Source organism: Flavobacterium gillisiae (assembly GCF_900107635.1).
Classification (GTDB): domain Bacteria; phylum Bacteroidota; class Bacteroidia; order Flavobacteriales; family Flavobacteriaceae; genus Flavobacterium; species Flavobacterium gillisiae.
Genome location: NZ_FNRD01000011.1, coordinates 80,231 through 103,949, shown reverse-complemented (window position 1 = coordinate 103,949; position 23,719 = coordinate 80,231). Strand labels below are relative to the sequence as shown.

General features: G+C 33.3%; 19 protein-coding genes. 8 read left to right on the top strand and 11 right to left on the bottom strand.

The genetic code is table 11. The features are described from left to right. The 3 genes from BLV35_RS14915 to rluF all read left to right on the top strand — a co-directional run bounded on the left by BLV35_RS14915 (position 1) and on the right by rluF (position 2,747). Positions 1 to 780: a zinc ribbon domain-containing protein gene (locus BLV35_RS14915; protein ID WP_074724399.1), complete on the top strand. Its 780-nt coding sequence runs from the start codon at positions 1 to 3 to the stop codon at positions 778 to 780. 129 nt (positions 781 to 909) lie between these two features. Beyond that, positions 910 to 1,752 (top strand): alpha/beta fold hydrolase, encoded by an 843-nt coding sequence (locus tag BLV35_RS14910; RefSeq protein WP_091092039.1) that lies wholly within the window; start codon positions 910 to 912, stop codon positions 1,750 to 1,752. A 182-nt stretch (positions 1,753 to 1,934) separates the two neighbouring features. After that, positions 1,935 to 2,747, top strand: coding sequence for a 23S rRNA pseudouridine(2604) synthase RluF (gene rluF, locus BLV35_RS14905; RefSeq protein WP_091092036.1), 813 nt, complete (start codon positions 1,935 to 1,937; stop codon positions 2,745 to 2,747). A gap of 44 nt (positions 2,748 to 2,791) precedes the next feature. Here the strand turns inward: rluF and BLV35_RS14900 are convergent, their stop codons facing one another. From BLV35_RS14900 to BLV35_RS14875, 6 genes are all read right to left on the bottom strand, one after another. Continuing rightward, the gene (locus BLV35_RS14900; RefSeq protein ID WP_091092033.1) at positions 2,792 to 3,718 is read right to left on the bottom strand and encodes a magnesium transporter CorA family protein; all 927 of its coding nucleotides are present in this window, start codon (positions 3,716 to 3,718) and stop codon (positions 2,792 to 2,794) included. Positions 3,719 to 3,949: 231 nt separating this feature from the next. Next, on the bottom strand, positions 3,950 to 4,357 hold the full coding sequence (locus BLV35_RS14895; RefSeq protein WP_091092032.1) for a DUF1801 domain-containing protein: 408 nt from the start codon (positions 4,355 to 4,357) through the stop codon (positions 3,950 to 3,952). Positions 4,358 to 4,402: 45 nt separating this feature from the next. Next, complete coding sequence (locus tag BLV35_RS14890; protein WP_091092030.1) at positions 4,403 to 5,293, bottom strand: bifunctional 5,10-methylenetetrahydrofolate dehydrogenase/5,10-methenyltetrahydrofolate cyclohydrolase; 891 nt, start codon at positions 5,291 to 5,293, stop codon at positions 4,403 to 4,405. A gap of 118 nt (positions 5,294 to 5,411) precedes the next feature. After that, positions 5,412 to 6,767, bottom strand: a complete 1,356-nt coding sequence (gene ffh, locus BLV35_RS14885) for a signal recognition particle protein (protein ID WP_091092027.1) — start codon at positions 6,765 to 6,767, stop codon at positions 5,412 to 5,414. A 130-nt stretch (positions 6,768 to 6,897) separates the two neighbouring features. Continuing rightward, complete coding sequence (locus BLV35_RS14880) at positions 6,898 to 7,620, bottom strand: hypothetical protein (protein ID WP_245712074.1); 723 nt, start codon at positions 7,618 to 7,620, stop codon at positions 6,898 to 6,900. Positions 7,621 to 7,724: 104 nt separating this feature from the next. Next, positions 7,725 to 8,744, bottom strand: a complete 1,020-nt coding sequence (locus tag BLV35_RS14875; protein ID WP_091092025.1) for a hypothetical protein — start codon at positions 8,742 to 8,744, stop codon at positions 7,725 to 7,727. 105 nt (positions 8,745 to 8,849) lie between these two features. Here BLV35_RS14875 and BLV35_RS14870 point away from each other — a divergent pair, with 105 nt between their 5' ends. Genes BLV35_RS14870 through BLV35_RS14860 form a run of 3 tightly spaced genes read left to right on the top strand, consistent with a single transcriptional unit; the run spans position 8,850 to position 12,839 of the window. Continuing rightward, complete coding sequence (locus BLV35_RS14870) at positions 8,850 to 9,371, top strand: RNA polymerase sigma factor (protein WP_091092023.1); 522 nt, start codon at positions 8,850 to 8,852, stop codon at positions 9,369 to 9,371. A 41-nt stretch (positions 9,372 to 9,412) separates the two neighbouring features. Then, positions 9,413 to 10,324: a FecR family protein gene (locus BLV35_RS14865; protein ID WP_091092020.1), complete on the top strand. Its 912-nt coding sequence runs from the start codon at positions 9,413 to 9,415 to the stop codon at positions 10,322 to 10,324. Beyond that, entirely contained in the window at positions 10,305 to 12,839 is a 2,535-nt protein-coding gene (locus BLV35_RS14860; RefSeq protein WP_091092017.1) for a TonB-dependent receptor, read from the top strand. The genes BLV35_RS14865 and BLV35_RS14860 overlap by 20 nt, the downstream gene beginning before the upstream one ends. A gap of 133 nt (positions 12,840 to 12,972) precedes the next feature. On the opposite strand, the gene argS is transcribed toward BLV35_RS14860, so the two are convergent. Further along, entirely contained in the window at positions 12,973 to 14,751 is a 1,779-nt protein-coding gene (argS, locus tag BLV35_RS14855) for an arginine--tRNA ligase (RefSeq protein WP_091092015.1), read from the bottom strand. 285 nt (positions 14,752 to 15,036) lie between these two features. Here argS and BLV35_RS14850 point away from each other — a divergent pair, with 285 nt between their 5' ends. Beyond that, the gene (locus BLV35_RS14850; RefSeq protein ID WP_091092012.1) at positions 15,037 to 17,451 is read left to right on the top strand and encodes a TonB-dependent receptor; all 2,415 of its coding nucleotides are present in this window, start codon (positions 15,037 to 15,039) and stop codon (positions 17,449 to 17,451) included. Between the two features lie 102 nt (positions 17,452 to 17,553). Here the strand turns inward: BLV35_RS14850 and BLV35_RS14845 are convergent, their stop codons facing one another. Further along, the gene (locus tag BLV35_RS14845; RefSeq protein WP_091092009.1) at positions 17,554 to 18,561 is read right to left on the bottom strand and encodes a 3-oxoacyl-ACP synthase III family protein; all 1,008 of its coding nucleotides are present in this window, start codon (positions 18,559 to 18,561) and stop codon (positions 17,554 to 17,556) included. Between the two features lie 241 nt (positions 18,562 to 18,802). Here BLV35_RS14845 and BLV35_RS14840 point away from each other — a divergent pair, with 241 nt between their 5' ends. Then, positions 18,803 to 21,214: a S9 family peptidase gene (locus BLV35_RS14840; protein ID WP_091092006.1), complete on the top strand. Its 2,412-nt coding sequence runs from the start codon at positions 18,803 to 18,805 to the stop codon at positions 21,212 to 21,214. 44 nt (positions 21,215 to 21,258) lie between these two features. On the opposite strand, the gene BLV35_RS14835 is transcribed toward BLV35_RS14840, so the two are convergent. The 3 genes from BLV35_RS14835 to BLV35_RS14825 all read right to left on the bottom strand — a co-directional run bounded on the left by BLV35_RS14835 (position 21,259) and on the right by BLV35_RS14825 (position 23,546). After that, positions 21,259 to 22,209 (bottom strand): ABC transporter ATP-binding protein, encoded by a 951-nt coding sequence (locus tag BLV35_RS14835; RefSeq protein ID WP_091092003.1) that lies wholly within the window; start codon positions 22,207 to 22,209, stop codon positions 21,259 to 21,261. A gap of 145 nt (positions 22,210 to 22,354) precedes the next feature. Further along, on the bottom strand, positions 22,355 to 23,050 hold the full coding sequence (locus BLV35_RS14830) for a YiaD family glycine zipper/OmpA-like lipoprotein (RefSeq protein ID WP_091092000.1): 696 nt from the start codon (positions 23,048 to 23,050) through the stop codon (positions 22,355 to 22,357). A gap of 19 nt (positions 23,051 to 23,069) precedes the next feature. After that, the gene (locus BLV35_RS14825) at positions 23,070 to 23,546 is read right to left on the bottom strand and encodes a lipocalin family protein (protein ID WP_091091999.1); all 477 of its coding nucleotides are present in this window, start codon (positions 23,544 to 23,546) and stop codon (positions 23,070 to 23,072) included. Positions 23,547 to 23,719: the final 173 nt, after the last annotated feature.

Sequence of the window (23,719 nt, the reverse complement as noted above, 5' to 3'; positions counted from 1 at the left end):
ATGGCGAATACGAAAGAATTAAGTGTTGAGGACAAGTTAAGAGCAATTTACGATTTACAACTTATTGACTCTAGGATTGACGAAATCAGAAACGTAAGAGGGGAACTTCCTCTAGAAGTGGAAGATTTAGAAGATGAAGTTGCAGGTTTAAGCACACGTTCTGAAAAATTGAAAAGTGAACTCGAAGTTATCGAAGACCTTATCAAAGGAAAAAAGAATGCAATTGACGAGCACAAAGAGGCTATCAAAAAATACACGAAACAACAAGAAACTGTTCGTAACAATAGAGAATTCAACTCTTTGACAAAAGAAGTTGAGTTTCAAGAGCTTGAAATTCAATTAGCTGAAAAGCAAATGAAAGAAATGAAAGCTTCTATCGAGCACAAGAAAGATGTTATTTCTCAATCTAAAGAAAGATTAGAAATAAAATCAAATCACTTGAAACATAAAAAATCAGAATTGGACGCTATTATGTCTGAAACTGCTAAGGAAGAGGAATTTTTAACAGAAAAATCTGCTGAATACCAAGAGCAAATTGAAGCTAGATTACTTGCTGCTTATACTAGAATTAGAACAAGTGTTCGTAATGGTTTAGCTGTTGTTTCTATCGAAAGAGGTGCATCTGCAGGATCTTTCTTTACAATTCCACCTCAAACGCAGGTTGAGATTGCTTCTAGAAAGAAAATCATAATCGACGAACATTCAGGAAGAATATTAGTTGACAGCGTTCTAGCTGATGAAGAAAAAGAAAAAATGGAAAAATTATTTTCTAAATTTTAAATCTATTTAAGTCCCGATTCACATCGGGACTTTTTTTTTATGGAATGAGCATGACCGTAATTTCTTCGCAAACACCAATAATCGTATGCGAATTACACATGACCGATAAAAATCAATAAATATCTACATGTGAAAAAAACAATCTACTTCCTCTTTACCAAATCTGTCGGATTATACATTAATGTTCTGAGTTTTCTATTGCCTGAAAAAGCGACCCAACTTGCGTATACTTTATTTAGTGAACCCCGAGACGGCAAGCTCTCTAAAGACAATCTTCCTGCAATACTACAAGAAACAGAGAAAGAAACCTACCACCACAACGAAACTCATTTTCAAACCTACACTTGGAAAGGAAATGATACTATTATTCTTTTAGCTCATGGCTGGGAAAGTAATGCCTCACGATGGGAAAATATATTACCTTATTTAAGAAAGTCAGGAAGCACTATCATTGCAATTGACGCCCCTGCCCACGGTCTTTCGGGCGGTACCGAATTCAACATTCCGCAGTATGCCGCATTTATTGATGTTCTAGTTCAAAAATTCAACCCACAATACCTCATCGGACACTCTTTAGGTGCCAAAACCTGTTTGTACTACCAATCGAATTACCCCAATAACAGTATTGAAAAAACAGTAATATTAGGCTCGCCGAGCGATTTCAAAATCATACTCAATAACTACATTGAGATGCTTAGTTTAAATTCAATAATTTTAGGAGGCATAGAAGCACACTATCTGAAGCATTTCCAACTCAAGTTAGAAAATTTTTCAGGAAAAGTATTTGCTGCCAACATACAAACAAAAGGATTTATCGCTCATGATAAAGATGACACCATCGTTTTATTTGAAGAAGGAAAAAAAATAGCCAGCACATGGAAAGATTCGGTTTTCATTGAAACTAGCGGCCTAGGTCACAGCATGCACAGTGACGAATTATACACAAAAATCTCTCAGTTTTTATTTGAATAATTTAAAATAAACTATTTTGCAAAGATTCACAAAGGATACACAAAGCTTCACGAAGAATTTTATAATTTTTAAAAAAAAACTTTGAGCATCTCTGCGTTTTAACTTTGAGCATCTTTGTGTAACAATACTTTTCAAATCAATTTTAAATAGTATCTAATTACCAAATTGATTACTTTTGCAGAATGGAAGATAATCTAAAACGCCTTAATAAATTCATAGGAGAAACTGGGTATTGCTCCCGTCGAGAAGCGGACAAACTAATCGATGAAGGACGTGTAACCCTAAACGGAGTAGTTCCGGAATTAGGCACGAAAGTTTCGCCAGATGATGAAGTGCGTATTGACGGTAAACTAATCCGTGAAAAACACGAGAAACCAGTCTACTTGGCTTTCTACAAACCTGTAGGAATTGAATGCACTACCAACTTAGATGTTCGTAATAATATCATCGATTATATTAATTACCCGAAACGTATTTTCCCAATTGGACGATTGGACAAAGCTAGTGAAGGATTAATATTCATGACTAATGATGGTGACATCGTCAATAAAATATTACGTGCTAGAAATAATCACGAAAAAGAATATACGGTAACTGTCAACAAACCCATTACAGATCGTTTTATTGAAAGAATGGGAAATGGAATTCCTATTTTGGATACGGTGACCAGAAATTGTAAAGTAGAGCAAATCAGTAATGATATCTTTAAAATTATTCTTACACAAGGTTTAAATCGTCAAATTCGTAGAATGTGTGAATATTTAGGATATGAAGTTATAGGTTTAAAACGAATCCGAATCATCAATATTTCACTTGATATCCCCATGGGACGATACCGCGATTTAACTGATGCCGAAATAAAAGAACTAAACGAGCTTATCGAACCTTCGAGTAAAACGGAAGAAGCGAGTTTGCCAAAAACAGAAACTCCTAAAAGAAGAACGGAATTCATCAAAAGAGATGATCCTAGATTTAAAGGAAGAGGAGATTATTAAAAATACAAAAACGGTGTAAAATTATTTACACCGTTTTTGTATTTTTAAAACCATCTTTTTCTCTTAAACAAGAATACCCCAAAAATAGAGAGAATAATGGAAACGAACACCAATACCCACAAACCCATTGGATTATCCTGTAAACCATTTGGAACATTCATTCCGTAGAAGCTGGCAATTACCGTGGGAATCATCAAGATAATGGAGATCGAGGTCATCTGTTTCATGATGTTATTCATGTTGTTAGAAATAACTGAGGCATATGCATCCATTGTTCCTGTCAAGATATCACTATAAATATTAGTGGTTTCCTGGGCTTGACGCAATTCGATTTCTACATCTTCTAGTAAGTCTAGATCATAATTAACACGTTGCGATTTGATGTTTTTAATTCGATGCAACAAAATATCATTTCCTTTTAAAGAGGTCATGAAAAAAACCAAACATTTTTCTATTTGCAACAAAGCCTGCAGTTCTTCATTTTTTATGGATTTCTCCAAATTGTCTTCGGCTAGTTTTATTTTTTGATTGACTTGTTTCAAATATTTCAAATACCATATACTTGAAGATAACAGTAGTCTTAAAACCAAGTCGAAGTTGTCTTTGATATCGATATTCTTTCTTTGCGTATAAGTTACAAAGTCGGTTAACATTTCTGTCTGATGAAAGCTAACGGTAACACAAACCTCATCTTTAAAGACAATTCCAACAGGAATAGTATGAAAAGGGAGCTTTACGTCGTTACTCTTCACTGGAATACGCATGATGATTAATGTCCATCCGTTTTCTACCTCGATACGAGGTCTTTCGTCAATATCTTCAATGTCGCTGTAAAATGCCTCTGGAATTTGAAGCTCTTCTAGTAAATATTTTTTCTCTGCTTCCGTTGGACATTCGATATTTATCCAGCAGTTAGGAAACCATTCTGGCACTGCAATTAATCCGTTATTGTTTTTGTAAAAAGCTCTCATTTCAAAATTCTATAGGTTTAGCATAGCCTCTTGAAATAACACAAGCGCTACAATTAGTTCAACATTTCCGAATAATAATCGTCCATTATAAAGTACTATTTTTTAGTGCTGCAAAAGTATTCTTTATTTCATACTCCTTAGCTATTTGCAAATATTTTAAGAAAAATTTAAGTTGCCAATACAACAAAATCTAGCCTTAATGACGTTTCCCTTACTTGACGATTAATGAACTTATTGTATCTTTCTTCTCCTAGCTTTAACAATCTGTTCGTCAATTGAAATAGCCTGATAGATCTGCTGCTTTAAAGAATCTACATCAATCTCACTAATTGAAGAAAATAGTGACTTCGAACTAAAACTAATCGTCTCAAAAGTCTCGTCTAAAAGCGAAGCGTCTTTACAGAAACCTATTCCCACACCATTATTAACCTTCTCCCAGGGAATGGAAGCGGGCCAAATATAACAAATCTTGGAATGGCGGTAATAAAAAGGCACATTATATGCTAATCTCTCTTTACAATCTGGCATACATTCCAGCACAATCTTACGAAGGAAAAGAACAATTTCTAATTCTTCCTCAGGCAAATAGTCCAAAAACTCTTGTATAGATGTTAATTCTATTTCTTGTGGATTTTCCATAATTCTAAAAAAAAGCCTATTCAGAGGAATAGGCTTAGTATTTATTTATTTATCTAATTTCAGTATTTTCATTTCTCTTGCCAGCAGCGTGTTTTTCATCAACATCGCAATAGTCATTGGCCCTACTCCTCCGGGAACAGGTGTGATAAAACTCGCTTTTTTACTTACATTTTCAAAATCAACATCTCCAGTAATCACATAACCTTTTGCGGTACTTTCATCAGCTACACGTGTGATTCCAACATCAATCACTACAGCACCATCTTTTACCATCTCTGCTTTCAAGTAATTTGGAACACCTAATGCGGTAATTATAATATCCGCTTGAGTTGTAATTTGAGCAATATTCTTAGTATAACTATGTGTTAAAGTCACCGTTGAATTTCCAGGAAACCCTTTTCTTCCCATTAAAATACTCATAGGACGTCCTACAATATGACTACGTCCAATAACTACAGTATGTTTTCCTTGTGTTTCTACACCGTAACGTTCTAACAATTCTAATATTCCAAAGGGAGTTGCAGGAATAAAAGTACTCATATCTAAAGCCATTTTACCAAAATTCTCTGGATGAAAGCCATCTACATCTTTACTAGGATCTACGGCCATCAACACTTTTTGTTCGTCAATTTGCTCTGGAAGTGGCAATTGAACTATAAATCCATCGATATTATCATCTTCGTTTAACTCCTTAATTTTTTTAAGCAATTCAGTTTCAGAAGTAGTACTTGGCATTTTGACCAAAGTAGATTCAAAACCTACTCTTTCACAAGCTTTTACCTTACTTCCTACATAGGTTAAACTTGCTCCATCGTTACCCACAATAACTGCAGCTAAATGAGGTACTTTTCCCCCTTTATTTTTTATCTTTTGTACTTCAGCTGCGATTTCAACTTTAATATCTTCCGCTGTTTTTTTTCCGTCTAGTAGTTGCATTTTATTTTTAGTTTCAAGTTTTAGTTTCTGTTTTTTTTTTACAAGAACTGATACCCCTATAAAAGAGTAAGGTTTAAAATTTCAATAAACATGAAACTTTAAACCTTAACCAAATATATTAGCGCATCGCTCCACCTCCAGGCATTCCTTTCATTCCGCCCATCATCTTCATGAGGTTTTTTCCTCCTGGCCCTTGCATCATTTTCATCATTTTGCTCATTTGCTCAAACTGTTTCATCAATTGATTAACTTGTTCAATTTTTGTTCCTGATCCTTTTGATATCCTTGCTTTTCTTTTGACATCAATAAGAGAAGGCTTACTTCTCTCTGCGGGAGTCATCGAATGAATAATAGCCTCAATATGCTTGAAGGCATCATCTTCAATCTCCACGTCTTTCATGGCTTTTGAAGCACCTGGTATCATTCCAACCAAGTCTTTCATATTACCCATTTTTTTCACTTGTTGAATTTGAGAAAGAAAATCATCAAAACCAAATTCGTTTTTCGCGATTTTCTTTTGAATTTTTCTAGCTTCTTCCTCATCAAACTGCTCTTGTGCTCTTTCCACTAACGACACAACATCTCCCATTCCAAGGATACGTTCCGCCATACGAACAGGATAAAACACATCAATCGCTTCCATTTTCTCTCCTGTACCCACAAACTTAATCGGTTTGTTAACTACAGTTTTTATCGAAAGAGCCGCTCCACCACGTGTATCACCATCTAATTTGGTTAATATAACACCATCAAAATTTAATATATCATTGAAGGCTTTTGCCGTATTTACTGCGTCTTGACCTGTCATTGCATCAACAACAAACAACGTTTCTTGTGGTTGAATTGCTTTATGAACACGTGAGATTTCATTCATCATTTCAGTATCAACTGCCAGACGTCCAGCTGTATCCACAATAACAACATCAAACCCTTTTGCTTTAGCATGCTTAATTGCATTTTGTGCAATTTCAACTGGATTCTTATTTTCAGGTTCTGAATATACCTCAACACCAATAGAATCTCCAACAACGTAAAGTTGCTGAATTGCTGCAGGACGGTAGATATCACAAGCTACTAAAAGCGGTTTTTTATTCTTTTTAGTTAAAAGATAATTTGCTAGTTTTCCAGAAAAGGTAGTTTTACCTGAACCTTGTAGACCTGACATTAAAATAACGGTAGGATTTCCAGAAAGGTTTATTCCAGCAACATCACCACCCATTAATTCTGTCAGTTCGTCTTTCACTAACTTCACCAACAACTGTCCTGGTTGAAGCGTGGTTAATACGTCCTGTCCTAAAGCTTTTTCTTTTACTGTATTCGTAAAATCTTTCGCGATTTTAAAATTTACATCGGCATCCAGTAAGGCTCTTCTAACTTCTTTTAAAGTTTCAGCTACGTTTACCTCGGTGATTTTCCCGTGTCCTTTTAGTATATGAAATGCTTTGTCTAGTTTATCGCTTAAATTATCGAACATAGTTTTTATTTCTCTTTAATTAAGCTGCAAATTTAAGCATTTGATTTTGAAGTTTAAATAGTATTTTAAATAAAATAAGGCCATCTTAAAAAGACAGCCTTATTTTATTTAAAATCACTTTTATTTTTAATTAATCCTTATCATCCAAATGTGTTTCATTTTCAAGCAAATCTCTTATCAGTTCACCTAAATCATGATGCCCATCATCATCATTTGTACTAATTTCAATAGTTCCATCCCCGTCAGTATCGACTAGCAAACCTTGTTTAGCTAAATCTGTAATTTTAACCATAATGGCATCGAGCTGAATTTTTATATTAAGAGATAAATCATTACTATTTACCGTAAAGTCTTTAGTAGGATCATTAAAATCCATTTCTAACTCTACCTCTTTAGCGCTCCATACTTCAAAAGGCTTTCCATCAACCGTACCTTTAATCAAGTAACTCTTCCCATTCATATCACCAACTGCAGTACTTGGTGCAAATTTAAATTTTATCTCTTCATATTTTGCATTTGGAATATTGACAGAAGTAATGATTTGAGATAAAGTTTTACCTGGGTCCAATAAATCTAACAAAAATGGTCCGTTAAGTTTAACATCTTCATGTGAAGGATCTGTGTCATGCATTTCATCTTGCTCATCAACTTCAAATTTGATATTCCCGATATTTATCTTAAAATCAGTAATCACTACTGTTGAAGTTGCTGTTGAACGAGCCGTTAAAGATGTTTTTCCTGTTGTTGAAACGGCAGAGGCTTTTAAGGCAACAGTTCCACTAGTTGTAGCTGAGTCATTTGTACATGCACTCGCCATTATGACAAGTAAAGCTAAGGTTGAAATTTTTTTCATTTTTTTCATTTTTTTAAGGGTTAAGTAATATATAATTAGGGGTTAATAATTAATATTTGGAATAAAGATTTCAAGGCGCGCCTTGAAAGTTTTATTAGTTTGGGTTATTTTTTAGTAAAAGACAGATACTCATCTTCATTTTTAAGTCTAATACTAGTACTTGTATACTCTAATATTTTCCAATCTCTTTCTAATTTATCTAATTTGTTGTTATCAAAGTCTAACTCCAATCCCTCTTGACCGTTATTAACAAAACCTGACCAATCGCCTGCACTGTTACTACTACCATCAGAAACTGTAATACTTCCATTAGGATTAAAGCTGAATTTATAAATTTTGTAACTTATGGTTTCATCTGTACTTTTAAAAAAATAAGAAACCTGCCATATTCCATTTGTTAAAACTGAAACGAAATTTGCATTCCCCGCTCCTCCTGAATTACTACCACAATCTTTAATACTAGATTCAATAATAGCCTCGAACTCTAAATTATTTACAATTATAACATTTTGACTATTAGAATTTGTAACAGAAATAGGATAGTTGATAGCGATAAACACGTTACTTCCAAAATTCTTTAATGCATTAAATAAATCTCTATCGTTTTGAATAGCAACCGTGTTCGCAATTTGATTATTTGCATTATAAACACTAATTTTTATTGGATAATTTATGTCTACACAGTCAATTTCATCAAAATCATCCTCATTATCTTCATTACAATTACTAATCACTTCGGCTAATTGATCTGAATTTAAAATTTGTTGCGTATTGAAATTTTTAAGCTGAATCGTTATTGGATAAACAAAATCTATTTCATCATCATCGTCAGAAAAAGCATCCAAAACCGACTGTACTGTTTTATAATCATTTTCATTAGAAACAATGATTTGTTTTCCGTCTACAATTACAACCACTGGTAAATGAATGCTGAAGCAACTAGAATTATCTAAAACATTATCCTTAGAAGTAGCACTTTGAGCTACTCTAGAAAGCAAATTTGTAAGAGGCGAATTATAACTTAAGTTTTGGGTGCTATCTTGAATAATCAATAGTTCATCCTTTTGACAAGCTATAAACAAAATCGCCACACAACTTAACAACAAATATTTAATCGGTTTCATAATAGAGCAAATAATATTAGTTTATATTAAAACAGTTAAAAAAGGAAATACCCTACCTAGATTAGTTATTTTTTTTAATTTCGTACAGAATTATTTATTTAACTTATGAAAGACCCATCATTATCAGGCCTTTGCGAAACAGCTGTTTTTTCAAACTTTTTTGAAAAAAATGCAAAAACTTTGCGAAACTACCTCTATTATAGATATGGGAACGAAGAACATGCGCAAGATATTTGCCAAGAAGCTTTTATAAAATTATGGAACAACTGTCATAAAGTTCCTTTGAATAAAGCAAAGTCATACATCTACACTATTGCAAACAACTCCTATTTAAATCAAATTGCACATCAAAAAGTAGTTTTAGAATACGAGAAAAGTTCAAACCATATTCAACATACATCTGAAAGTCCCGAATTTATTTTAGAGGAGAAGGATTTTAAACATAAACTCCAAAAAGCAATTGATACCCTGACCGAAGCTCAAAGAACTGCCTTTTTATTGCATCGGATTGAAGGAAAGAAGTATCTGGAAATTGCTGAGATACTAAATATTAGTGTAAAAGCAGTAGAAAAAAGAATTCACAGCGCATTAGTGTCTCTTAAAAAAGAAATTGACAACATCAGGTAGGGTTTTACCAACCTTATCTGTTTAATATAAAACAAGATATAATGAAAGAGAATCATAATCTAGGGAAATGGCTAGCAGGGGAAATGACAGCAATTGAGTTAGAAGCCTTTAAAAAAAGTTCTGAATATAGCACGTATACTAAAATCAAGGATTTTTCAGGGCAGCTAACCCCTCCTAGTTTTGACATTGATGCTACATATCAAAAAGTACTTCGATCCAAAAAAGGCACAACTGTATTTTTATTGCAAAATAATTGGCTTTGGAAAATTGCCGCGGTATTCACTTTGTTTATTGGTATTGGATTACTTTATTCAAACTTAAGCTCAACAACTCAAATGGCTGAAGCTGGCGCAAGAAATTCTTTCCTATTACCTGATCATTCTCAAGTTGTATTAAATTCAGTATCTGAATTGACCTATAAAAAATCCAACTGGGATAACAATCGAGAATGTAAGCTTCTAGGAGAAGCTTTTTTTAAAGTAGCAAAAGGAAAAACATTTGATATAAAAACAACTTCAGGGACGGTAACTGTTGTCGGGACACAATTCAATGTGAAATCCAGAAAAAACCGCTTTGAAGTCGAGTGTTATGAAGGTAAAGTAAAAGTACAATTCGACGGGAAAATGATATTTCTTACAAAAGGTCAGAATATAGTTGTTCAGAATGGCAAACAAATTGATGCTTTGAAATTAAATCAATCACAACCGAACTGGATGAATCGTGAAATGAAATTTAATTCAGAAAATTTAGTTGATGTTGTTGCTGAAATTGAAAGACAGTATAATATTACTGTTGAGTTGAAGACCATCTCAACTGATCAAAAATTTACAGGAATTCTCCCAACAGATAATATTGATATCGCTATGAAAATTATTAGCACTACTTATCATTTAGAACAAACTAAAACTGATAAAAAATTGATACTTCAATCAAATGACAATAAAAGTCTTTAAATATTTTTTACTTTTTTTTATTGTTTCGCTATCTACTTTTTCTCAAGAAAGAAACACTTTAAAAATTCCACTTAAAGATATTTTAACTACTATTTCAAATCAACATGAAGTAGGGTTTAGCTATATCGATGAGGATATCTCTGTTTTTAAACTAATCCCTCCTAATTCCAAATTATCACTAAAACAGAAACTGACCTATCTCAGAAAAAACACCTCTCTTTTTATAAATATTTTAGATGAAAAACATATCACAATTTCAAGTAAGAAAACGCTGTATGGTTATGTTTTTGATAAAGAGACAAATAAACCTTTAGGAAATGTAACTTTTAAAAATCCAAATGAAGCGCTCCCTATAATTTCGCAAGAAAATGGTTATTTCGAATTTACCAAATCCATCTCAAGTGCTATTGTTATCAGTTGTATTGGTTATGCAACAAAAACAATTACTATCAAAAATATACTTCAACAAAATTTTACCAATATCTACTTAGATCCAGTTATTGAAACATTATCTGAAGTAGTAGTCTCTAATTATTTAACTACCGGAATATCAAAAAAGCTAAGCGGTCTTTATGAAGTAAAACCAAAAAAATTCGGGATTTTACCTGGATTGATTGAACCAGATATACTACAAACTATTCAACAAATTCCGGGCATTAATAGTCCAGACGAAACTATTTCAAATATTAGTGTTAGAGGAGGTACTCACGATCAAAATTTATTTCTTTGGAATGGCATTAGAATGTTTCAAACGGGACATTTTTTCGGCTTGATATCTGCTTTCAATCCTTCTTTGGCACATACTATCAAAATATATAAAAACGGTAGTTCCGCTTTTTATGGCGAAAGCGTTTCCAGCGTAATTGACATTTCTACCCACCCAAAAGAAGTAGAGAGTTCTAATACAAACATTGGCGGTAATTTAATCAGTACTGACTTTTACAGCAAAATAAAAACCTCTTCGACCTCATCAATTGAAATATCTGGAAGACGTTCGTTTACCGATTTAATTTCTTCTCCAACATATAAAAAATACTACAATCGAGTTTTTCAAAATACAATAGTAACCAATTTAAACAGCAATAATATTATTAATTATAAGTCAAGTGAAGACTTCTATTTTTATGATTTCACAACACAATTTCAAAAGAAAATAGGTCATAAAAATGAATTAATAATTGATTTAATTGGAATAAATAATCAATTGGCTTTTACCCAAAACTCAATAGCATCCCAAACTCCTATTTCAAAAAACAGTAATTTAAGTCAACTAAATTTTGGAGGAAGCCTCCATTGGAAAACAAATTGGAACGAAAAAAATTCAACTCAGTTTAATTTTTATGGCACCACTTATAAATTAAATTCAACCAATCAGGCAATTGAAAGTAATCAAACTTTAGATCAACAAAATGGTGTATTTGATATGGGCTTTAGGGTAGAGAATCAGTATAAATTAAATGCTGTTTTCAGCTTCAATAATGGCTATCAATATAATAAAATTGTTGTCTCAAATATTGATCAAACTAACTTCCCCTCTTTCTATCGAAAAAGTAAAGAAGTACAAGAAAATCATGCTTTAATCTTGGAGACCCAATATAATTCTATCAACAACGCTACTTTTTTAAAGTCAGGTATTCGAATAAATTATCTAGAAAAGTTCAATAAATTCATAGTAGAACCTAGAATCCAACTCAATCATAAGTTATCTAACACTTTAAATTTAGAAATACTAGCGGAACTGAAAAGCCAAACCTCGTCTCAAATTATTGATTTACAGCAAGATTTTTTAGGACTAGAAAAAAGACGTTGGACATTGACAAATGACGGTACAATCCCGATTCAAAAAAGTCAACAACTATCATTGGGCTTCACTTATAAGAATAAAAAATGGTTAATTACCCTAGATAATTACTATAAAAGAGTAACAGGAATTACAAGTAGCGATCAAGGTTTTCAAAATCAATTAGAATTCACAAACATCTATGGAGAATACACGATTTGCGGTACTGAATTTTTGATTCAAAAGAATTTTAATCATTTTCATACTTGGTTGAGTTATACCTTTAATGATAATAACTACTCTTTCAAGGAATACCAACCCAATGTATTTCCAAACAATGTAGATATTGCACATACTTTTTCATGGGCAGGAAGCTACGAGTGGAACAATCTAAAAATAGCTTTAGGAAGCAAATGGCATTCTGGCAAACCCACAACAATTCCTTTGAATAACAACTTGGTTTCAGACTACCCCTATAGCCCTAAAATAAATTATAACAATCCTAATAGCGGGCGGTTGAACGATTATTTTCAACTAAATTTTTCAGCATCACAAAATTGGGATTTGAATTCAAAGACAAAGCTTTCAATAGGCGTTTCAATTCTGAACATTTTAAATAAAAAAAATATCCTTAATCGATACTACCGTGTAAACACAACCAATAATTCTATCGAAAGTATCGACACTTATTCTTTGGAGCGAACCCCTAATTTAAGTATAAAATTAAGCATTTAAAAAGAACAAACAATTAATCAAGTCTAATACTGTTTTAATATTTTGAACACGGATGTATTATTATTACGAATTACCCATAACAAAAAAAGCGGCCCCAAATTGGAGCCGCTTTTCTTTGATTATTTTGGTTTTATTACATTCTTTCCGGAACATTAATACCTAACAAGCTAAAAGAAGCCGCTATGGTATCTGCTACCTTTTTTGACAACTGCACTCTGAATATTTTTTCTATTGCTACTTCTGAACCTAGAATGGGCACTGCCTGATAAAAAGAGTTGTATTCACGTACTAAATCATATACAAAATTAGCTAATAAAGCAGGACTATGATTGTGTGCCGAATTTTGAATCACCTCTGGAAACAACTCCAATTGTTTCAATAACTCTTTTTCTTTTGCATGAAGTTCCACCATTCCTGATTCATTTGAAAAATCAAAATTAGCTTTACGAATAATCGATTGGATTCTCGCATACGTATATTGTATAAACGGCCCTGTATTCCCTGCAAAATCTACCGATTCTTCTGGGTTAAAAAGGATACGTTTTTTAGGATCTACTTTAAGAATATAATATTTTAAAGCACCTAGGCCAATCGTATTGTATAATTTCGTTTTTTCTTCAGTAGAATAACTGTCTAATTTACCTAAATCTTCAGCAATTTTTTGAGCAGTATCGGTCATTTCTTGCATCAAATCATCAGCATCTACTACAGTTCCTTCACGGCTTTTCATTTTTCCAGAAGGTAAATCCACCATTCCGTATGATAAATGATACAGGTTCTTAGACCAATCAAAGCCTAATTTTTTCAATATTAGAAACAATACTTTAAAATGATAATCTTGTTCATTACCCACAGTATATACCATTCCGCCCACATCTGGATAATCTTTGACACGTTGAATCGCAGTTCCAATATCCTGTGTCATATAAACGGCAGTTCCATCAGAACGCAAAACGATTTTACGGTCTAATCCTTCATCAGTTAAATCAATCCAAACAGAACCATCAGGATCTTTTTCGAAAACCCCTTTTTCTAAACCAATCTGAACTACATCTTTCCCTAATAAATAGGTATTGCTTTCATAATAATAACAATCAAAATCAACTCCTAAGTTTTTATAGGTAGTTGCAAAACCATCATAAACCCATTGATTCATTTTTTTCCAAAGTGAAATCACTTCTTCATCACCAGCTTCCCATTTCAATAGCATTTCTTGAGCTTCCAGAATGATTGGCGCTTGCTTTTTGGCCTCGTCTTCGGTTTTTCCTTCACTCATTAATTGAGCGATTTCCACTTTATAGGCTTTATCGAAGGCAACATAATAGTTCCCTACTAATTTATCTCCTTTTTGACCTGTAGACTCAGGAGTTTCTCCGTTTCCAAATTTCTGCCATGCCAGCATCGATTTGCAAATGTGAATTCCTCTGTCGTTTATGATTTGCGTTTTGTACACTTTTTTACCTGAAGCCTTAATAATTTCAGCAACAGAATATCCCAATAGATTATTACGAACGTGACCTAAGTGCAACGGCTTATTTGTGTTTGGCGAAGAATATTCTACCATTACTGCTGTATCTTCCGGATTTGGAGTTACGAAACCAAATTTCGCATCATCCTTTATTCCATTAAAGAAATTCAAGTAGTACTCATCTGATATAACAATATTCAAAAAACCAGAAACCACATTAAAACGGCTCACCTCAGATACATTTTCCACTAAATAATTTCCAATTTTATTCCCTAATTCGACAGGGTTGCTTTTGATAACTTTTAATAATGGAAAAATTACCATCGTGATATCTCCTTCAAATTCCTTCCGTGTAGTTTGAAACTCTACTTTGTCAATAGCGATATCAAATAAGGCTTGGACAGCTTTTTCAATTGAAGGGGTAAGAATTTGTGATAATGTCATTTTGCGTGTTTATTTTAAGGTTGCAAATATAGTTATAATGTGACAATTTGTAAATTGGAAAGCAAGATAATTTCCTATTTAAAAATCAGAACCTTTCTCTTAAAAACTTAAAATGTCAGGGTTTTTTATAAAAACTGTAACAAAATCAAGACTTGATAGTCTATTAAGTATCTTTTACTCTTCTAATTTATTTTATGCATAAAACAGTACTATGTATTGCATATATTTAAATAAATATTATACCTTTGCATCATCAATCAAATTTTTAATCAAAAATCATCAATCATGAAAATCAAATTAATCTTAGTATGCCTATTCGGGACCTTAGTTTCGATGCAAGCACAAACTTCAGTTAAAACATCGCTTCTAGAAAACCCTGGAAGTATTACCGGAAAAATAATTGACAAAAACAGTAACGAAACCCTTCCCTATGTCAATGTCATTGTAAAAGAAGGCGACAAATTTGTTACCGGTGGAATTACATCTGAAAAAGGAATTTTTTACATCAAAAACCTAGATTTAAAAAATTATACTGTCGAAATACAATTTATGGGATACAAAACCATTTCAACAGCGGTCACATTATCTACTGACAAAAAGAACGCAGATCTGGGAATATTTGCACTAAAAGAAGATGCTATCGAGCTTAAAGGTGTTGATATCGTCAGTGAAAAATCGACTATTGAACAAAAAATCGATAGAAAAATCATCAACGTTGGTAAAGATTTAATTTCGGCAGGAGCTACTGCAAGTGAAATAATGAATAACATTCCCTCCGTTAGTGTTGATCCACAAACAAAAACAATCAGTTTAAGAGGAAATTCTAACGTACGTGTTCTAATTGACGGAAAGCCATCTAATATTGACGCTTCCCAGTTATTACAACAAATCCCTTCGTCGTCTATCAAGCAGATCGAATTAATCACAAATCCATCTGCAAAGTACAATCCGGAAGGAATGAGCGGTATTATCAATATTGTATTAAACAAAAACAGTAAAATAGGTCTTAACGGAAGCATCAATAACGGAGTCACTTTTGGAAAAACACCAAAAATCAATTCAGCTTTCGACTTAAATTACCGAAATGGAAAATTTAATTTTTATGGAAATTACGGTTTAAATCATGGTAAAAACAATAATTATGGTTTTATAAAAAGCGAACAAGAAAACAAACAAAACACACAACTCTTTCAATTCAACAATCTTACCACCTCGCATTTAGCTAAAGTTGGAGTAGATTACTACATCAATGACAATAATACTGTTTCTTTTTACACCAATCAAAACTTCTATCGCGGAAAAGGATTTGGAAGCACTGATGTGGACTATGTGAATAATGCTACTACTGACTTGCTACAACTTTTCACAAGTGATAGTAAGAATCATTCTCAAACCTACAATTTCGATTATAAAATTAAATTCAAAAAAGAAGGTCATAGTCTTGAATTAGAAGCAAATTACAATGAAAATGACGATCCCGAAGATGCAGTTTACACAAATTTAAACAGAGACAATAAATCCCTAATCAATTCTTTTACTAATGACGTAACTACTCTTGGTAAAAACAGCATCATCAATCTTGATTATGTAAATCCGTTGACTGAAACTACCAAATTAGAATTGGGATTAGAGGCACGAGATGAGTCTACTGCCAATAATTTATTTAGAGATAATGCGTACAGTTCTGACTTTACATATGACCGAACAATCTATTCGGCTTACGCAACCCTTGGTAAACAATGGAAAAAATGGAGTTTTCAAGCGGGAGCACGTCTGGAACAATACAATGTTGAAGCAATATTCAAACAAGCATCTGCAGCAGACGGACAATTTAAAGATGACATCTTAAGTATTTATCCGTCTACATTTTTAAGTTATAATCCAAGTGAAAATAATTCCTTTAACCTTAGCTTTTCAAGAAGAGTAGACAGGCCGAGTATCGGACAGGTAAACCCTATTAGAGAATGGAGTACCGCTACTATAGATTCAGAAGGAAATCCAAACCTTATTCCGCAATTCACAAATTCATTTGAATTGAACTATACTAGAAAAACAAAAATAGGATCAATCACTTCGGGTATTTTTTACAGAAGAATTGAAGATGAAATCACACGAGTTATCTTTACAAATCCTGAAAATCCAAACAAGCAAGTATTGTCTTTTGATAATTTTGAAAACAACAATGCTTACGGTATTGAAGTATCCGGTAATTTAGACTTTAAGAAATGGTGGAGCGCTAATATTAGCGTAGACGCTTATCAGAAAAAAGTAAAAGGAACAGTAGAAAGCACACCTAGCACTTATGAATTTATCGAAGTAAATGCCACAACTTTCAACGCCAGAATCAATAATACCTTCAAAGCTACTAAAGATTTACGCTTTCAATTATTTGGTATGTACCAAGGTAGAGACCAAAACCTTCAATTTGACAGAGCGACAATGTGGAAAATGGATATTGGTAGCAGCTACAATATTTTAAAAGGTAGCGGAACAATCAGCGCACGTTTCAGCGATATTTTTAACTCGATGAATTTTGCTTTTGCTGGTGATCGACCATATAAATCAAACGGACAGTTCAACTGGGAAAGTCAATCTGTTTATGTAGGATTCAATTATAGATTTGGAAGCGGTAAAAACAAAGCCATTCAAAGAAAACAAAGAGACAAGAATGAAACCCAAGGTGGCGGTGGACTTTTATAAGAATTAGTTTTAAATTTTGTTACCAAAGAAAAACCCGGAGTATGCCAACTCCGGGTTTTTTAATATAAAAAAAAATCTATTTTAACTAAAATAAGGAGTTTCTTACCATCTAATGATAGCACTTCCCCATGTAAAACCACTTCCAAAAGCTGCTAAAACAACAGTGTCTCCACTTTTAATCTTTCCATTCTCCCATGCTTCGGTCAAAGCAATTGGAATAGAAGCGGCCGTTGTATTCCCGTATTTTTGAATATTATTATAAACTTGATCGTCATTAAGACCAAATTTCTTCTGTATAAATTGAGATATTCTCAAATTTGCTTGATGTGGTATCAACATATCAATGTTTGAAACGGATAGATTATTCGCTTCAAGTCCTTCATTAATTACCTCAGCAAAACGAACTACTGCATTTTTAAATACAAATTGTCCATTCATATGTGGATAATAACTTTCATCATTAGGATCATTATCTGCAATAATATCCGTTACCCATCTCGCACCCATACCCGGTGCGGTAAGTGCTAATTCCTCAGCATGTTGTCCTTCAGAATGTAAATGCGTTGAAAGAATCCCTTTAGTCAAGTCTTCTTCTCTACTCAAAACAGCTGCTCCTGCTCCATCACCAAAAATCACCGATACACTTCGACCTCGTGATGTCATATCTAATCCAGTTGAGTGTACTTCTGACCCAATAACCAAAACGTTTTTATACATTCCCGTTTTTATATATTGATCCGCAACAGATAAGGCATAAATAAATCCCGAACATTGATTTCGGACATCTAATGCGCCTACTGTTCTCAAACCTAAATCACGTTGTACTAGAACTCCTGGCCCAGGAAAATAATAATCAGGACTTAGTGTTGCAAAAACAACAAAATCAATATCTTCTTTGGCCAAGCCTGAACGCTCAATAGCAATTTCGGCAGCTTTAACCCCCATAGAAGTCGTTGTATCTTCTCCTCTTATAATGTGTCTTCTTTCTTGAATACCTGTTCTTTCTTGAATCCACTCATCATTGGTGTCAATAATTTTTGACAAATCGTCATTGGTGACCACATTGGAAGGAACATAAAATCCTAATCCTGCAATTTTTGAATGATACATATAATTGTTATTTTATAATAATAAGATTGTAAATTTAAAAATACTTTAAAACATTAGCCCACAAATTACTCTTTTTTTAGCAATTAACAATTTATAAATTTCAGTCGCTATTTCAATCACATTAAAAAATTAAGTTACAAATAGAAAAATACTATATTTTTACAAAATAAACCAGAATATGCTGTAACAATTCAAAAAGAACTAAGACCTATATTTCTAATCAAAAAAACAAAACCTATTTATGAAATCAAAATTGAGCCTGATTTTATTTCTTGGATTAAGCATACATGCTTTTGCACAAGAAAATCTTACTTATCAAAAACCTTCTAAGTCAATTCTCGATTTAGTAGACTATGAGAGAGCACCATCTGTAAGCATGGATACGAAGAAGGAATACATGATTCTAACTTATAGAAATACCTACAAAACCTTAGATGACTTAAATCAAGACGAAATGCGTTTGGGTGGTTTAAGGATTAACCCAACTACAAATATTTCCAGTACGGTTACGTATACAAATAACATCAAGCTTCGCAAAATCAAAGATAAAAATGAAATTCAAGTTAGCGGACTGCCTGCTGACGCAAGAATCTCTAATATTTCTTGGTCCCCTAATGAGAAGAAAATTGCTTTTTCACATACTACAAACTCAGGTGTAGAACTATGGGTTATTGATATCGCTTCGGCAAAAGCGACTCAGCTTACTGAAGACAATGTTAATGCTAACCTTGGAAATCCGTTTAGCTGGTATAGCGATAACGAAAATATCTTAGTAAAAATGCTCCCAAAAAACAGAGCTGCTTTATTAGATGAAAAGAAAAACTTACCGACAGGTCCAATTGTTTCAAATGCAACTGGAACAATTTCTCAAAACAGAACCTATCAAGATTTATTAAAGAACAAAACTGACGAAGCTAATTTTCAGAACATTTTGACTGCTGAGTTATACAAAGTAAATCTTAACGGAAACAAAACTTTATTCAAAGCGGCTGACATGTATTCAGGAGAAAATTTTTCTCCCGACGGAAATTACCTGATGATAAGCACGATTCAGAAACCATTTTCATACATTGTTCCGCTTAACCGTTTCCCTTCAAAAACTGTTGTTTATGACAAAGACGGTAAGGAAGTTAAGGTCGTTAACGAAGTGGCTTTAAACGAAATTATGCCAAAAGGTTTTATGGCGACACGTACTGGTAAAAGAAATATGAACTGGAGAAATGACGATGCAGCTACATTGTATTATGTGGAAGCGCTTGATGAAGGAAACCCAGAAAACAAAGTCGATTTCAGAGATGAAGTGTTCCAATGGAAAGCTCCTTTTAACGAAAACCCTTCGCTAATATTAAAAACAAAACAACGTTTTGGTGGTATTATTTGGGGAAATGAAACGACGGCAATTGCTTTTGATCAATGGTACGACACTCGAAATGCTAAAACCTATTTATTCAATCCATCTGATGCTACTCAAGAGCCTAAAATAATTACTGATAGAAACTCTCAAGACATCTACTCTGACCCAGGTAATTTTGAAACTATTAAAAATGCTTATGGTAAACGAGTTCTAGCGATTGAAAACAACAATCTTTATTTGTTAGGAGACGGATTCACTAAAAACGGGCAATTCCCATTTATAGATGAGTTTAACCTAAAAAACCAACAAACTAAGAGACTGTATACCTCAGCATATAAAGATAAAAAAGAAGACTTACTGTCTATTGAGGATTTCAAAAAAGGAGAAGTATTGGTACAAATTCAATCTAAGAATGAGTATCCAAATTATTACTTTAGAAACATCAAGAAAAAAGACCAGCTTACTCCAATTACTAGCTTCAAAAACCCTTTTGAAAGCATTAAAAATGTAAGCAAAGAAGTAATTCAATATAAAAGAAAAGATGGCGTAGCACTTTCTGGGACATTATATTTGCCTGCAGGTTACGATAAAGCAAAAAAAGAAAAATTGCCTTTATTAATTTGGGCTTACCCAGCAGAGTTTAAAGACAAAAATTCAGCAGGGCAAAATAACCAAAACCCTAATGAATTCACTTTCCCTTATTATGGATCATTTGTTTATTGGGTAACCAAAGGATATGTGGTATTAGATGACGCTTCATTCCCTATTATTGGTGAAGGAACAACAGAGCCAAATGACAACTTCATCACGCAGTTAGTTGATAATGCTGAAGCAGCAATTAACGCTGTCGATGCCTTAGGATATATCAATAGGAAAAAAGTAGCTATTGGAGGACATTCTTATGGTGCTTTTATGACCGCTAATCTATTGACACACTCTAATTTATTTGCTTGTGGAATTGCTCGTAGTGGTGCTTACAACAGAACGCTTACTCCTTTTGGTTTCCAATCAGAGCAACGCAATTACTGGGAAGTGCCTGAGGTTTACAATACCATGTCTCCATTTATGAATGCAGATAAAATGAAAACTCCATTATTATTGGTCCATGGAGAAGCTGACAATAATCCTGGAACATTCACTTTGCAAACCGAGCGTTATTTCCAAGCCTTAAAAGGTTTAGGAGCACCAGTAAGAATGGTTATCTTACCTAAAGAAGCTCACGGTTATGCTGCTAAAGAAAACATCTTACACCTGCTGTGGGAACAAGATCAATTCTTAGAGAAATATTTAAAGAACTAATACAAAAGCAAAGCCCCGAAATTAATATTTCGGGGCTTTCTTTTTTATGCTATCATCAAAGTCACTTCTTGATTCAACTCTAAAGGAACATCATGTTCAAAGAAAATTACTTTTCGATCAAAAACTGCTTTAATCAAATAGTGACTTCCTTTAAAATAAGATTGCTTCACTACTGCCAGTAACATTCCGTTGTCTACCACTGTTAACTGATGTGGATACAATAAAAGCAATTCATCTTCGTCTCCTTCTTCCAGTGCAATTAAATTTGATGCTTTTAACTCATTTACTTCTCCAAATAGCGAAGCCACATATTTATTTATAGGATTGTTGTACAAGCCATATGAACCCGCTTTATCAACTAGTTGTCCACGCTGTAAAACAATGGTCTCATCAGCAAACGAAAGCGCATCTGTACTATCATGTGTAGCTACAAGACAGGTAACTCCATTTGATTTCAAATAGGCAAACAAATTTCGACGAAGTGCGTTTTTTCTAAAATTATCGATATGACTAAAAGGTTCATCTAACAATAATATCTCCGGTTCTAAAGCCAAAACCCGAGCCAAAGCCACACGCTGCTGTTGTCCCCCGCTTAAATATTTTGTTTTCACATCAGCAAATTCAGTCATCTCAACGATCTCTAATAATTCGTTTATCCGTTCTTTTTTCTTTTCTGGAAAAACGTTAGAAAGAAACTTACCCACATTCTCAGCAACTGTCGTGTAGGGCATCAGGTCAAAATCCTGTGATAAATATTTGATAAAAGGCATGCCCGGCACTAAATTGTATTTTGGCCCTAACACTTCTGTGTCATTCCAGAAAATATTACCTTCCTGCAAATCATGAATACCGTAAATCAGTTTTAGCAGCGTGCTTTTTCCGCAGCCACTTTCGCCAATTATGGCAATATTTTGCCCTTTCTCGATAGTGAAATTGATGTTTTGAAGAACTATTTTTTCGGTATAACCGAATGTGATGTTTTGAACTTGAAGCATTTTTATGGTACTGAAATTTTGAGACTGCAAAGATAGATTTCTTTGACAAAAAGAATTTAATGTAAAGTGAAATTTATGTGAAAAAAGAAAGCCGTCTCGTTTTAAAAACGAAACGGCTTTCTATATATTTAAAAACACTACTGTTTTAGTTTCCTGCTTCTAGCTTAGCATCTTCACGCATTTTATCATTTGCTGTAATAGCAAACTCAACACGACGGTTTTGACTTCTTCCTTCTGCAGTATCATTTGTTGCAATTGGATCAGCAATACCTAAACCTGTAACATGAAATCTAGCAGAAGCTACTCCTTTACTCACTAAGTAATTTCTAACTGATGTAGCTCTTTCTTTAGAAAGTTTTAAGTTATAATCAGCAGGACCTGTAATATCAGTATATCCAAAAATAGTAATATCAGTATCAGGATATTCTGTAAAAACAGGAACTAATTTATCTAAATTCGCTTTTGCAGCTGCAGTAAGACTAGATTTGTTAGTGTCAAAACGTACCGCATTTTCATTTAATACTAATTGAATCCCTTCACCTACTCTTTTTACTTCAGCCCCTGGGATAGCCTCATCAATTTGTCTCGCTTGTTTGTCCATTTTATTACCAATAACTCCACCGGCAACACCACCAACAACTCCACCAAGTACAGCCCCCATTGCTGTGTTACCACCTTTTCCTAAATTATTTCCTAAAATACCACCTATTATCGCACCACTAGCTGCTCCAATTCCTGCACCTCTCTGCGTATTGTTTGTATTTTTTAACGCTTCACAACTTGTAAAAAACGTTCCGATTGACATTAATAAAGCCAATGTTACTATAGAAATCTTTTTCATAATTATTTTTTTTATTTAATTAGTTTGCTCTTTGAAATTGGTATACTACGCTGATTGTTTTACCCTCAACATTTCCTTTGTCGATTAATTGAAATGCATTTTCAGTTTGATTTGCTACATGTAATACGTAACCTTCTCTTACTTTTTTCGCTTTAATATCAGCATCTAATACTTTCAAAACAAACTCCCCATTTTTATTTACAAACCAAGTAATTGGCGAACTAAATACTGGACAGTCATACTTTGTCAAAGCCATATTTCCTTTGTTGTTATTAGAAACAAATTTCCATGTGCTTCCAACAAAACATTGTGAATCTGCAATTTCAAATGAGTTCACTTTAATGTATTCTGATCCCGGATAAGTAACAGAACTGATTACCCAGTTTCCTTTCATTGCCACCTGTGCCCCTTTATCTAATTTTGTATCAGTAGCAGAAGTCGATTTACAAGAAAATAACACTAAGGCCATTGCTGTTAAAAATAATATTTTTTTCATTTTATTTGGTTTTATTATTAAACTTAGACAAATATACGACAGGAACTAATTTTAACAGTTTCAAAATTAAGTTATTTTGTTTCAAAATTAACAGTTACGCCAATTTGTCACTTTACTGTTAATTGGTATTCTATTTGAAAGAATTCGAGGAGATTGTAAAACTCTTTAATAAA